Source organism: Kitasatospora sp. NPDC127035 (assembly GCF_042726075.1).
Taxonomy (GTDB): Bacteria; Actinomycetota; Actinomycetes; order Streptomycetales; family Streptomycetaceae; genus Kitasatospora.
The window spans coordinates 1-11,749 of record NZ_JBHXDN010000076.1; the positions used below are offsets into that span (position 1 = coordinate 1).

General features: G+C 74.8%; 13 protein-coding genes. 6 read left to right on the top strand and 7 right to left on the bottom strand.

The annotated features are described in order from the left end of the window. Positions 1 to 282 precede the first annotated feature (282 nt). Positions 283 to 753, bottom strand: a complete 471-nt coding sequence (locus ACFWIC_RS34675) for an SsgA family sporulation/cell division regulator (RefSeq protein WP_380520913.1) — start codon at positions 751 to 753, stop codon at positions 283 to 285. A gap of 294 nt (positions 754 to 1,047) precedes the next feature. On the opposite strand from ACFWIC_RS34675, the gene ACFWIC_RS34680 reads away from it, so the two are divergent. Next, positions 1,048 to 2,712 carry an alpha/beta hydrolase gene (locus tag ACFWIC_RS34680; protein ID WP_380520915.1) on the top strand — a complete coding sequence of 555 codons (1,665 nt, stop codon included), beginning with the start codon at positions 1,048 to 1,050 and terminating at the stop codon, positions 2,710 to 2,712. A gap of 103 nt (positions 2,713 to 2,815) precedes the next feature. Here ACFWIC_RS34680 and ACFWIC_RS34685 read toward each other — a convergent pair whose 3' ends face one another. Beyond that, complete coding sequence (locus tag ACFWIC_RS34685) at positions 2,816 to 3,613, bottom strand: alpha/beta fold hydrolase (RefSeq protein ID WP_380520917.1); 798 nt, start codon at positions 3,611 to 3,613, stop codon at positions 2,816 to 2,818. Positions 3,614 to 3,790: 177 nt separating this feature from the next. Next, complete coding sequence (locus ACFWIC_RS34690) at positions 3,791 to 4,459, bottom strand: DUF4097 family beta strand repeat-containing protein (RefSeq protein ID WP_380357222.1); 669 nt, start codon at positions 4,457 to 4,459, stop codon at positions 3,791 to 3,793. Between the two features lie 375 nt (positions 4,460 to 4,834). Between ACFWIC_RS34690 and ACFWIC_RS34695 the strand changes: the two genes are divergently transcribed. After that, positions 4,835 to 5,251, top strand: a complete 417-nt coding sequence (locus tag ACFWIC_RS34695; protein ID WP_380520919.1) for a hypothetical protein — start codon at positions 4,835 to 4,837, stop codon at positions 5,249 to 5,251. Between the two features lie 76 nt (positions 5,252 to 5,327). Here the strand turns inward: ACFWIC_RS34695 and ACFWIC_RS34700 are convergent, their stop codons facing one another. Next, a complete protein-coding gene (locus tag ACFWIC_RS34700; protein WP_380520920.1) occupies positions 5,328 to 6,233 on the bottom strand; it encodes a LysR family transcriptional regulator in 906 nt (301 codons plus the stop codon). 77 nt (positions 6,234 to 6,310) lie between these two features. Between ACFWIC_RS34700 and ACFWIC_RS34705 the strand changes: the two genes are divergently transcribed. Both ACFWIC_RS34705 and ACFWIC_RS34710 read left to right on the top strand, forming a co-directional pair. Beyond that, positions 6,311 to 7,051: a hypothetical protein gene (locus ACFWIC_RS34705; protein WP_329952093.1), complete on the top strand. Its 741-nt coding sequence runs from the start codon at positions 6,311 to 6,313 to the stop codon at positions 7,049 to 7,051. Then, positions 7,048 to 7,725 carry an HD domain-containing protein gene (locus ACFWIC_RS34710; protein ID WP_329952092.1) on the top strand — a complete coding sequence of 226 codons (678 nt, stop codon included), beginning with the start codon at positions 7,048 to 7,050 and terminating at the stop codon, positions 7,723 to 7,725. Before ACFWIC_RS34705 ends, ACFWIC_RS34710 begins: the two co-directional genes overlap by 4 nt. Before the next feature lie 126 nt (positions 7,726 to 7,851). On the opposite strand, the gene ACFWIC_RS34715 is transcribed toward ACFWIC_RS34710, so the two are convergent. From ACFWIC_RS34715 to ACFWIC_RS34725, 3 genes are all read right to left on the bottom strand, one after another. Further along, a complete protein-coding gene (locus ACFWIC_RS34715; protein ID WP_380520923.1) occupies positions 7,852 to 8,385 on the bottom strand; it encodes a GNAT family N-acetyltransferase in 534 nt (177 codons plus the stop codon). A 75-nt stretch (positions 8,386 to 8,460) separates the two neighbouring features. Beyond that, positions 8,461 to 9,057, bottom strand: a complete 597-nt coding sequence (gene coaE / locus ACFWIC_RS34720; RefSeq protein WP_329952090.1) for a dephospho-CoA kinase — start codon at positions 9,055 to 9,057, stop codon at positions 8,461 to 8,463. A gap of 83 nt (positions 9,058 to 9,140) precedes the next feature. Next, entirely contained in the window at positions 9,141 to 9,782 is a 642-nt protein-coding gene (locus tag ACFWIC_RS34725) for an MBL fold metallo-hydrolase (protein WP_329879191.1), read from the bottom strand. Between the two features lie 83 nt (positions 9,783 to 9,865). Between ACFWIC_RS34725 and ACFWIC_RS34730 the strand changes: the two genes are divergently transcribed. Together ACFWIC_RS34730 and ACFWIC_RS34735 are read left to right on the top strand one after the other, a co-directional pair. After that, positions 9,866 to 10,906: an ATP-binding cassette domain-containing protein gene (locus ACFWIC_RS34730; RefSeq protein WP_380357229.1), complete on the top strand. Its 1,041-nt coding sequence runs from the start codon at positions 9,866 to 9,868 to the stop codon at positions 10,904 to 10,906. Then, positions 10,903 to 11,721: an ABC transporter permease gene (locus ACFWIC_RS34735; RefSeq protein ID WP_380520925.1), complete on the top strand. Its 819-nt coding sequence runs from the start codon at positions 10,903 to 10,905 to the stop codon at positions 11,719 to 11,721. The genes ACFWIC_RS34730 and ACFWIC_RS34735 overlap by 4 nt, the downstream gene beginning before the upstream one ends. The last annotated feature ends 28 nt before the right edge of the window (positions 11,722 to 11,749 follow it).

Here is an 11,749-nt window from a genome sequence, read left to right on the forward strand (position 1 = left end):
CGGCCCCGGTAGACACCACCGGGCCCGGGCGCCGCAAAGATCACACCGGCGGGGGGCGGCGCCCCCCCCCCGGGGCCCCCCGCGCCCCCCCCCCCCCGGCCCCCTCCGCCGGGGGCCGGGGGGGGCGCGGCGGCGGCGCCGCCCCGGCGCCGCCCCCCCGCCCCCGGGGGGGCCGCGGTGGCGGGGGCGCGCCGGTGCCGGCCGTGGCGACCGGGCACCGCGGGGCGGCCTTCGAGGTCCCCGGGGCCCTCCCCCTGGGGGGACGGCCCCGGCGGCACCCGCTCACGGCCCCGGGGAGGCGGCTCCGCCGTCGCAGAGGCGGCGGAGCAGACCGTCCAGGTCGAGGTGGGTGGGTTCCCGGCCGGAGGGCACGAGGCTCTCGGTCCGGGCGAGGAAGGCCCTGACCCGTTCGGCCTGGGCACTCAGGACGACGCTGCTGCCCTCGCCGGTGAGGGTGATGAGGACGGTCCCGGACCGTTCGCCGCCACCGGGGCGCACGGAGACGCTGCCGATGCCGGCCCGGTCGTGCAGACCGGCCGCGAGGAGTTCTCGGGCGAAGACCCAGGTGATCGGCGTGGCCAGGTCGGTGTGGTTGTCCAGGAAGACGGCATAGGGATCGGCGGTGCGGTAGCGCAGCCGCGCGGGGACGGAGAGGGTCAGGCCGTGGCAGACGACCACCCGGAGGTCGAGGGCCGTCGCGCAGCCCTCCTCGGCGGCACGCTGGTCGGGGACGCGGGGGGTCTCGTACGTCATGACCGCCCCCGGACGGGAAGCCGGGTGACGGCTGGACGGGCGCCTACCGCAGGGCGGGCGCGCAGAATCGTTTCTTCAAGGGCGCCGCGACGGGCGGGGAAGTCAGGGCTCACGGCAGGAACAACGAGCCACATCGACTTCGGCAACCCACCCTGCACGAGGGATCGGTCCGGCGCCCGACGGGCGGGGCTCCGCCCCCGCACCTAGGCTGACGCCACGACGCAAGGCGCTCCGGACGAGGCGCTCACCGGACCGGGCACGCCCCCCACCCGCCGGTCCAGGAACGGAACCCCCATGCACCCTGTCGTACGCGCGGCCGGCGCGCTGGGCCTGGCCGCGGCGCTGCTCGCCCCGACGGCCTCCTGCGGGAGCGATGCCTCCGACGCCGGCTCGTCCGGCCCGGCCTCGCCGGCCTCCCCGCCGGCCTCGTCGCCCGCCCCGACCACCGCCACGACGCCTCCGGCCGCCGCGAGCGGCTCGACCCCACCGGCCACCCCACCGGCCGCCGTCCCGCCCCTGCCCGCCGCGCTCACCGGCCAGCAGCTCACCTGGCAGACCTGCCCGGCCCCGTCCGTCGCCGAGGGCAGCGGCCCCGCCCCGGGCACCCCCTGGGAGTGCGCCACCCTGAAAGCCCCGCTCGACCACACCGCCCCGGACGGCCGGACCGTCGACCTCGCGCTGATCCGCGCCAAGGCCACCGGCCCGCAACCCCGGATCGGCTCCCTGATCTACAACTTCGGCGGCCCCGGCGGCTCCGGCATCACCACGCTGCCCGCCGCCGCGAAGGACTACGCCGACCTCAACACCCGCTACGACCTGGTGAGTTTCGACCCGCGCGGGGTCGGCAACAGCGCGGGCGTGACCTGCCTCGACGACCGGGCCACGGACGCCCTCGCCGGCGTCGACGGCACCCCCGACACCGACGACGAGGTCACGGCCCTGGACGCGTCCAACGCCCGCTACACCGCCGCCTGCGAGCAGAACTCGGGCCCCGTCCTGCCGTTCGTCGACACCGTCTCCGCCGCCCGCGACCTGGACCTCCTGCGCCAGGTGCTCGGCGACCCGAAGACGCACTACTTCGGACTCAGCTACGGCACCGAACTGGGCGGCGTCTACGCACACCTGTACCCGCAGAACGTCGGACACCTGGTGATGGACGCCGTGGTCGACCCGACCAAGGACCCGGCGCAGTCCTCGCTCGGCCAGGCCAAGGGCTTCCAACTCGCCCTGGAGAACTTCATGAAGGCCTGCGCCGCCCAGGCCGGCACGTCCTGTCCGACCGGTGGGGGCGGAGCCGAGGGGACCGGGCGGATCACCGGCCTGCTCCGCAGCCTCGACGGCGCACCGCTGCCCACCGACGACGGCCGGCGGCTCACCCAGGACCTCGCCGTCACCGGCATCGCCGCCGCCCTGTACAGCCAACAGACGTGGAACGCCCTGGCCGTGGGCCTCCAGGAGGCCGTGCAGGGGGGCACCGGCACCACCCTCCTGGCACTCGCCGACGCCTACCTCGGCCGCGACGCCCAGGGCCGCTACAACAATTCCGCCGCCGCCAACCGGGCCATCTCCTGCGCCGACGACAAGCAGCGCTACAGCGACGCCGACGTCCGGTCCGGGCTGCCGGAGTTCCGCCGGGCCTCGCCGGTGTTCGGCGAGTTCACCGCCTGGGGCCTGATCGGCTGCACGGGCTGGCCGGTGCCCGGACGGTCCGACCACCCCGAGGTGTCCGCCCCGGGCTCGGCCCCGATCCTCGTCGTCGGCAACACCGGCGACCCTGCCACCCCGTACGAGGGCGCGCGGGCGATGGCCCGCGAACTCGGCGCGGGCGTCGGCATCGGCATCACGCTGGAGGGCCAGGGCCACGGCGGCTACGACACCGGCAACCCCTGCCTGAAGCGGGCGGTCGACGGGTACCTGCTCGCCGACGAGGTCCCGGCCGACGGCACCGTCTGCCGGTAGCCCTCCTGCGGTATCCGCGGGCACTCCCGGTGCTCCCCGATGCTCCCGGTGCTTCCGGTGCTTCTCGGAGCTTCTCGGCGGACCGGCGGGTCCGCGCCGTCGTTCAGGCGGCCGACGCGGCCAGCTCGCGCACCGCGTCGGCGACGGCCCGGAAGTCGTTGCGCAGGATCTTGGAGTGGTTGCTCGCGACCTTCGCACTGACGCGGATGTTGGGGTGACGGGCGAGCACCGGGTCGAGGTTCGAGCGGATCTGCTCCATCAACTTCGCTTCGCCGCCCAGGTTCCCGCCCGTGGCGAGCACGTACCGCACCTGCGCGGTCGCGCGCTCGAAGACCGGGTCGAGGACGGCGGGCGCGCAGAGCTCGTTGGCCTCGATGTTGATCTCGGCGTGCTGCGCGGCGCTCATCCGCGCGGCCATGCCGATCCGGCGGGCGACCGGGAACAGCGGGCTCATCCGGCGGAAGAGCTTCCGGATCTGCTCCCGGGCGGCGTCGTCGAGCCACTCGTGCGGCAGGGCGCCGTCCACCGGCACCACCCCCGCGACGCGGTCCGGGTTCCGGGCGGCCCAGTGCATCGCGATCATCGCACCGTAGGACCAGCCCACCAGGATCGGCCGATCCACGCCCCTCGCTTCGAGGACGGCGTCGACGTCACGCAGGCACGCTTCGAAGGAGTAGTCCGCCGAACGCTCCGACCCGCCCCGGGCGCGCTCGTCGTAGGTGATGTGGCGGAAGTCGCCGCCGAGTTCGGCGATGACGCGGCGCCAGTGCGACTGGTCGGCGTAGGAGCCGTTGAGGTAGACGACGGGGCGGCCGGACCAGCCGGTGTCGGTCACGGCCAGGGCGGTGTCGTCGACCGACACCGTGCCGGTCCACACGGATTCCTTGAGGATCGTGGTCATTGCTCGTCTCTTCTTTCCGGGGTCGGAACGGATCGGCGGTGGTGGTGGACGGCGACGGCGCCGCAGGGGGTGGAGCGGGAAAGCCGTGGAGCGGGAGGCCCGTGGAGGCGCGGGCCGTGGAGGCGCGGGCCGTGGAGGCGCGGGCCGTGGAGGCGCGAACGGTGGGGGGCGTGCCGATCAGAGGCTGTGGGCGGTGATGTCGCCGTGGGCGGTGGTCGCGTGGATGGCCAGGTCGACGGTGCCACCGGTGTTCCGGAGCGCGTTGTGGATCCGGCCGTACCCGGTCCCGGCGTCCAGGGAGGCGGAGACCCCGCGCGCGGCGCCGACCTCGATCCCGCCGTACTCGGTGCGCAGGGTGACGGTGCCGTGGTGGGCCTCGGCGATGCGGAGGTCACCCTTCTGGGTGCTGATCTGCGCGGGGCCGCCGAGGCGGCCGACCGAGACGTCGCCGGCCTGCAGGGTGAGGCGGGCTCCGGCGGTCTCGTCGAGCTTGACCGCGGCCCGCGCGCCCTCGAAGGCGACGTCGCCGAGCCGTCCGACGCCCCGGAGTTCGGCGTCGGCGGCCTTGGCGTCGACCCGGGAGCCGGCGGGCAGCCGGACGGTCACCTCGACGGACCCGGAGGGGCCGAAGAACTGGTTCTTCGCCGGCGCGGCCTCGATCCGCAGGACGCCGTCGCGGTACTCGACCGCGGTCTGCTCCGCGGCCTTCACGTCGCGGCTCTTCGAGGGGTCCGCGGGGAGGATCTCGACCACGGTGTCGGCGCGGTCGGCGGCGATGAACCGGATGCGCCCCGCGGGGATGTCGAGGAGGGCGGAGACCGGGGCGGGGGTGTCGAACTTCTGCATGATGCCTGTCCTTCGGCTCGTTGTTTCTGACAACGGAAAAGCTACGTTGCTTTCCAAGTTGCGGCAACAAGCTCATTGCGCAGAAAATCAATCATCGCAGGTCAAAGGCAATTAATCGTTGCAAGAGTCCTGACAGCGAAAGCAACGACCGCCCGCCATTCGTTGCAATGAATTGGGCGTGAACGCCACGCCGAGGGCGTCGGCGGCCCCGGCGGGGGGCTGCGGCGCCCGGGGGCGGGACCGCCCGGCAGGAGCGCCGGCAGGCACCCCGGCGGCCGGCCGACCGCCCCACCCTGCGGAGATCGCCATCTCCCACCCCGGTGACCGGCCCCCGCCCGGCACGCCCTACCGTGGGCCCCGGAAAGGGGTACCGCCATGAGCGCCAACTCGCGACCACCGCAAGGAAACCTGGCCCTGCTCGACCCCTCGCGGCCGTTCGCCGAACGGGTCGCGGGGCTGGTCCGGGCCTGGGAGGACGACGGCCGGGCGGCCTACCGCCTGGTGGACGGGCGGGCCCTGCTCGCCCTGTACTGCTGGCATCTGGGCACCGCCCGCCCCGGCACCGGCGCGGGCGCACCGGACGACCCGGCCACGGACTCCTACGTCACCGCCGCCTTCGCGGCGAACGGCGGCACCGCCGGCTGGGACGCGTTGCTCCGCGAACGCGCCACCTGTTCCTGCCACGGCCGGAGTTGGCGACTGGAGAACATCTCCGTCTGCCTCGGCTGCCTGGGGTACGTCTGCTACGAGACCCCCGGCCCGTGCTGTCCGGGAGCCGCCGTCGTCGGGTGAGACGACGGGATCCACCGCGCCGCCACTCACCGCGCCCCCCGCCGTCACGCGCTCACGCCGTCACGCGCTCACGCCGTCAGGCCCCGCGCTCTCGGACCTGCGCACCGCCGAGCAGTCGGGCCAGCTCGGCCGCCGGGCCCTCCGGCAGGCTGCCGTGGACCAGCTCCGTGCGGTGCACCAGCCGCGGCGCGCGGACGGGCACGGCCACCACGCCCGGGGCGCCGTCCAGGACCGACACGGGAAGGACGGCGAGGCCGTGACCGGCGGCGACCAGGGCGAGCAGACCGCGGACGTCGGTCCCGAGGTAGCGGGCGGCGGGACGGAAGCCGTCGACGGCGGTCGCCGCCCGCAGCCGGGCCCCGGTCGGCGCCAGGCCGGGGGCGTCCAGCCAGCGGGCGGCGGACAGGTCGGCGAGCGAGAGGCCGGGCCGACCGGCCAGCGGATGGCCGGTCGGCAGGGCGACGGCGAGCGGCTGCTCGGCGACCGCGACGGTGCGCAGCGGGCCGACGTCGGGCAGCGGGAGCGGATCGCTGGGGGCGGCCGGGCCGTCGATCAGGGCGAGGTCCACCGCGCCGGTGGCCACCTCGGCGGGCAGCGCGTCCTGGGCGACCACCCGGACCGTCAGATCCGTCCGCGGGTACGCCCGGCGTACGTCGGCGAGCGCGCCCCCCAGGACCGCGCCGATCGCCAGCGGGGTCGCTCCGACCACCAGGCGGGCGCTCGGAGCGCCGACCAGGCGTGCGACGTCCGCGCGCGCCGCATCCAGCCGTAGCAGCAGGGAGGCGGCGTGCTCCAACAGCCGCGCGCCGGCCTCGGTCGGGGCGACCGGGCGGCGGGCGAGCACGGCGGCCCCGAGATCCGCCTCCAGCGCGGCGATCTGCTGGGAGACGGCGGACTGCGTGTAGCCGAGCTCGCGGGCGGCCTCGGAGAAGGAGCCCAGCCGGACCACCGTGACGAAGGTGCGCAGCTGCTGCGGGTCCACCTGGCATCAGTCCTTCTGATCGACGGGTAAGGAATCATCGTTGGCACTGATGTGGCAACGCGGGCCAGGATAGCCGCATGACCTACCGCACCCCCCGGCTCGCCCTGGTCGGCGACCGCTCCCCCGCCGTCCGCTCGCACGCCCGGATCCCCGGGCTGCTCGACGTGCTCGCCACCCGCGAGCAGCTCGTGCTGGACGCCTACTGGATCCCCACCGAGGACGCCGTGGCCCCCGGCGCCCTCGACGGCTTCGACGCGATCTGGCTGCTGCCCGGCAGCCCGTACCGCAGCGAGGCGGGCGCGGTGGCCGCCGTCCGCACCGCCCGCGAGCACCGCATCCCCTTCCTCGGCACCTGCGCCGGCTTCCAGCACGCCGTGCTGGAGTACGCGCGCGACGTCTGCGGCCTCGGCTCCGCCGCGCACGGCGAGAGCCACCCGGAGGAGGAGGATCAGGTGATCGTGCCGCTCACCTGTTCCCTGGTCGGACACGAGGGCGCCGTGCACATCACGTCCGGCTCGCTCGCCGAGCGCGTCCTCGGCACCACCCGCACCCTGGAGCGGTACCACTGCGCGTACGGGCTGAACGACGCCTACCTGGAGCAGCTGCGCACGCACGGGCTGCGGTTCAGCGGCGTGGACGACTCGGGCGAGCTGCGGATCCTCGAACTGCCCGGGCACGAACACCCGTTCTTCCTCGCCTCGCTGTTCCAGCCCGAGCTGGCCGGGGACGGCACCCAGGTCCACCCAATGATCCGGGCCCTGGCCACCGCCGCCGTCGGCCACGCCGCCACCCCCCGGACCGAAGGAGCGAACGCATGACCACCGACCCCACCGGCAGCGCCGACCACACCACCGGCGCCGCCGAGATCGCCGGGGTGGCGATCCCCGACAGCCGGCTCGCCGTCGAGGCCACCGAGCTCGTCCGGGACACCTCCACCGAGCTGCTCTACCACCACTCGCGCCGGGTCTACCTGTTCGGCGCCCTCCAGGGCCACCGCCGCGGGCTCGCCTTCGACCCCGAGCTGCTCTACCTCGCCGCGATGTTCCACGACGTCGGCCTCGCTCCCGAGCACCGCTCGTCCGGCCGCCGGTTCGAGGTCGACGGCGCCGAGGCGGCCGCCGCGTTCCTCCGCGCCCGCCAGGTGCCGGAACAGCGGGTCCGGCTGGTCTGGGAGGCGATCGCCCTGCACACCACGCCCGGTGTTCCGGAGTACCTGGAGCCGGAGATCGCGCTCACCACGGCCGGTGTGGAGCTGGACGTGCTCGGCATCGGCTACCACGACCTGCCCGCCGGGGCCCGGGACGCGGTGGTCGCCGCCCACCCCCGGCCGGACTTCAAGCGCGGCATCCTGCGCGCCTTCCACGAGGGCATCGCGCCCAAGCCGGAGACGGCGTTCGGGAACGTCAAGGCCGACGTGCTGGCCCGGTTCAGCCCGGGGTTCGAGCGGACCGACTTCGTCGACGTGATCGAGGGCTCCGACTGGCCCGAGTGAGCCACCGGCCCCGGCCGGACGCGGCCCGGCGCACTGACACACCGGCCGCACCGGCCGCACCGGCCGCACCGCCTGCCCGGGCCGCACCGCCCGGCCGGGCTGCCCGGGCCGCAGCGGTCGCCCGGGTCACATCGGCAGCGAGCGCAGCCGGACCGGCCCCTCCGGCCACTCGGTCCCCGCGGCCAGCGGGGTCCACATGGTCCGCAGCGGCATGAGGGCGACCCGCCCTTCGGGCTGCTCCACGTGGACGTCCGCCAGCAGCTCCCGCCAGCCGAGCCGCCGGTAGACCGGGACCAGCGGCGGCCGGCAGAACAGCAGCGCACGGCGGTGGCCCAGCGTCCGCGCGTGGTTCAGGGCCGCGCCGACCACCGCGCGCGCCAGGCCCCGCCCCCGCAGCTCGGCGGCGACGGCGACCCCGCCGACGCCCATCACCTCCAGGTCCACGCCGCCCACCGTCAGCGGCAGCCGGAGCAGCCCGGTGTGGGCGACGAGTCGGCCGTCCTCCACCGCCCGTACGCCGAAGTGGACCTCCTTGGGCAGCCAGGTGAGCCCGGTGTCCGCGACCCCGTACGGGTCGGGGTCGTCGCCGAGGATCTCGGCCTGTTCGGGCGGGCCGTACCGGTCGAGGGTGACGACCGTCGGAGCTATGTGATCAGCCATTACTCCATGATCTGCGCCGCACCGACGGTCTGACCAGATCGGATTCGATCAGATCCGGTCAGATTCAGTCAGAAGTCAGGCGTGACGCGCCTTCAGTTCCGACCAGACGTCAGCGACCCTCGGAGCCAGGTCCGTCAGCGGGCCGCTGTTGTCGATCACGACGTCGGCGATCGCCAGCCGGTCGGCCCGGCTCGCCTGGGCCGCCATCCGGGCCCGCGCCTCCTCCTCGGCCATGCCGCGCAGGCGGACCAGCCGGTCGATCCGCACACCGTCCTCCGCATCGACCACGATCACCAGGTCGTAGAGCGGGGCGAGGCCGTTCTCGGCGAGGAGCGGGACGTCGTGCACCACCACCGCGTCCGGGGAGGCGGCCGCCTCCAGCTCCGCCGACCGCGCCCGCACCAGCGGATGGACGATCGCGTTCAGCGCCGCGAGCCGCTCCGGGTCGGCGAAGACGATCGCCCCGAGCGCCGGCCGGTCCAGCGAACCGTCCGCCGCCAGCACGCCCGCGCCGAACTCGGCGGCCACGGCCTTGAGTCCGCCCGTCCCGGGGGCGACCACCTCGCGGGCGATCACGTCGGAGTCCACGATCACCGCGCCGTGGGCGGCCAGCAGCCGCGACACCTCACTCTTGCCGGCGCCGATGCCGCCCGTCAGTCCGATCTTCAGCATGGCGCCAGGCTACCGGCGCGTCCGTGCCCTCTGGCAAGTACGAGCCGGGGAGCCGTTGCCGTCCGACGGGTACCGGCGACGCCTCACCCCAGGTCCGCGCTCTCCCCCTCGCCCAGCGTGCGAAGCTCCGCGCCCGTCCCCGGCCCGCCCGCCCCCACCAGACGGGTGTGCACCGCCAGCCCCGCCGGGCTGAGCAGCGCGTCGTGCACCGGCACCACCCGCGGGGCCCCGGTCTCCCGGACGTAGTCGATCAGCTCGCCGACCTTGGTCCACGGCGCGGCGAACGGCAGCAGCAGCGTCTCCACCGGGTGCGGCGGCACGGTCAGCGCGTCCCCCGGGTGGAAGACCCGGCCGTCGAAGAGGAAGCCGACGTTCCCGATCCGGGGGATCTCCGGGTGGATCACCGCGTGCCACTCGCCGTGCACGCTCACCCCGATCCCGCCGACCTCGAACGCGTCGCCCTCCCCCACCACCGTGACCCTCGACGCCACGCCGTCCAGCTGGCGCGCCACCGCCGCGTTCGTCCAGACCCGCAGCGCCGGATCCGCCTCCAGCGCCGCCCGCAGCCGGGCCTCCTCGAAGTGGTCCACGTGCTCGTGGGTGATCAGCACCGCGTCCGCCCCCACCACCGCGGCCGGATCGGTGAACGATCCCGGGTCGACGACGACGGCCGCCCCCTCGTGCTCCAGACGTACACAGGCGTGCCCGAACTTGGTCAGTCGCATGGGCAGAACAGTACGACCTGACCGACCCTGGAAGGGTGTGCACCCTCACCCGGACGCACACCCACAAGTCGGGAGGTCCGGCCATGACCGACGCAATCCGGGCGGAAGGCCTGGTCAAACGGTTCAAGGAGACCCAGGCGCTGGCGGGCGTCGACCTGGTCGCCAGATCCGGCACCGTCCTCGGCCTGCTCGGCCCCAACGGTGCCGGCAAGACCACCGCCGTCCGGATCTTCGCCACCCTGCTGCGTCCCGACGGCGGACGCGCCCTGGTCGGCGGGCACGACGTGGTCCGCGAGGCCGGCCGGGTCCGCGCCCTGCTCGGGCTCACCGGCCAGTACGCCGCCGTCGACGAGAACCTCAGCGGCACCGAGAACCTGCTGATGATCGGGCGCCTGCTCGGCCTGAGCCGCCCGGAGGCCCGCGCCCGGGCGGCCGAACTGCTCGAACGCTTCCGGCTCGGCGACGCGGCCGGGCGCGCCGCCAAGGGCTACTCCGGAGGGATGCGCCGCCGACTCGACCTCGCCGCCAGCCTGGTCGGCCGGCCCCGCATCCTCTTCCTCGACGAGCCGACCACCGGCCTCGACCCGCACAGCCGCGGCGAGGTGTGGGAGCTGCTGCGCGGCCTGGTCTCCGAGGGGGTCACCGCACTGCTCACCACCCAGTACCTCGACGAGGCGGACCGGCTCGCCGACGAGATCGTCGTCATCGACAAGGGCCGGGTGATCGCCGGCGGCACCCCGGACGAGCTGAAGGACCGCACCGGCGGCCAGGTACTGGAACTGCGCCCGGTCCGCCCCGACGACCTCGACCGGGCCCACGCCCTGATCGGCGAGGCGGCCGGCCCGCAGACCCGGATCGAGGGCGGGGCCGTCACGGCGCCGGTCAACGACCCCGAGCTGATGCCCGCCGTGGTCCGCCGGCTGGACGCCGCCGGGATCGCCGTCGGCGAGCTGGCACTGCGCCGCTCCAGCCTGGACGAGGTCTTCCTCGCCCTCACCGGGCACCGGGCCGAACCCGCGTCCTCCCCCACCGGGGACGCCGAGCAGGGCGACGGCCGGCCGGGCGCAGGGCCGGGGGACACCGGCCGCAACGACTCCTACGAGCAGGCCGGGAGGCCGTCATGACCGCCGTCCTCACCGACCGGGCCGCCTCCCCCTCCCCCGGATCCGGCCGGGTCCGGCCCCTCGCCGCGCTCCAGCAGACCGCCACCATGGCCTGGCGCAGCCTGGTCTCCGTCAAGCACAACCCCCTGGAACTGGTCGACTTCAGCGTCACGCCGATCATGTTCGTGCTGCTGTTCACCTACGTCCTGGGCGGCCAGATGGCCGGCTCCCCGCAGGCGTACCTGCAGTACGCGCTGGCCGGGATCATCTGCCAGAACGCCCTCTTCACCACCATGTACACGGCCATGTCGCTCAACTCCGACCTGACCAAGGGCGTCTTCGACCGGCTGCGCAGCCTGCCGATCGCCCGCTCGGCGCCGCTGCTCGGGCGGATCGCCGCCGACCTGTGCAAGCAGCTCTGGGCGATGCTGCTGATGATCGGCCTGGGCACGCTGATGGGGTTCGACCTGACCGAGGGGATCCCCGGGCTCGTCGCGGCGGCGGCGCTGCTGCTCGTCTTCACGGGCGCGTTCTCCTGGGGCGCCGTCCTGATCGGGATGCTGGCGGGCGACGCCGAGAAGGTCCAGGTCTTCGCGTTCGTGCTGATCTTCCCGCTCACCTTCACCAGCAGCGCCTTCGTCCAGGTCGACACCATGCCGGGCTGGCTCCAGGCCTGGGTGAACGTGAATCCGGTCACCCATCTGGCGGACGCCTTCCGCGGGCTGCTCACCGGCGGGCCGGTGGCCGGGCCGGTGCTCTGGTCGCTCGCCTGGGCGGCGGGCATCGCGGCGGTGTTCGTCCCGCTGTCGATGCGCGCCTACCGCGCGCGCAGTTGAGCGCGCCCGCCGGACGCCCGCCGGACGC

Bases quoted from the DNA above. Each gene is read 5' to 3' on its own strand.
- ACFWIC_RS34675 (WP_380520913.1), bottom strand. From the start codon at position 753: ATGACGTACGAGACCCCCCGCGTCCCCGACCAGCGTGCCGCCGAGGAG.
- ACFWIC_RS34680 (WP_380520915.1), top strand. From the start codon at position 1,048: ATGCACCCTGTCGTACGCGCGGCCGGCGCGCTGGGCCTGGCCGCGGCG.
- ACFWIC_RS34685 (WP_380520917.1), bottom strand. From the start codon at position 3,613: ATGACCACGATCCTCAAGGAATCCGTGTGGACCGGCACGGTGTCGGTC.
- ACFWIC_RS34690 (WP_380357222.1), bottom strand. From the start codon at position 4,459: ATGCAGAAGTTCGACACCCCCGCCCCGGTCTCCGCCCTCCTCGACATC.
- ACFWIC_RS34695 (WP_380520919.1), top strand. From the start codon at position 4,835: ATGAGCGCCAACTCGCGACCACCGCAAGGAAACCTGGCCCTGCTCGAC.
- ACFWIC_RS34705 (WP_329952093.1), top strand. From the start codon at position 6,311: ATGACCTACCGCACCCCCCGGCTCGCCCTGGTCGGCGACCGCTCCCCC.
- ACFWIC_RS34710 (WP_329952092.1), top strand. From the start codon at position 7,048: ATGACCACCGACCCCACCGGCAGCGCCGACCACACCACCGGCGCCGCC.
- ACFWIC_RS34715 (WP_380520923.1), bottom strand. From the start codon at position 8,385: ATGGCTGATCACATAGCTCCGACGGTCGTCACCCTCGACCGGTACGGC.
- coaE (WP_329952090.1), bottom strand. From the start codon at position 9,057: ATGCTGAAGATCGGACTGACGGGCGGCATCGGCGCCGGCAAGAGTGAG.
- ACFWIC_RS34725 (WP_329879191.1), bottom strand. From the start codon at position 9,782: ATGCGACTGACCAAGTTCGGGCACGCCTGTGTACGTCTGGAGCACGAG.
- ACFWIC_RS34730 (WP_380357229.1), top strand. From the start codon at position 9,866: ATGACCGACGCAATCCGGGCGGAAGGCCTGGTCAAACGGTTCAAGGAG.
- ACFWIC_RS34735 (WP_380520925.1), top strand. From the start codon at position 10,903: ATGACCGCCGTCCTCACCGACCGGGCCGCCTCCCCCTCCCCCGGATCC.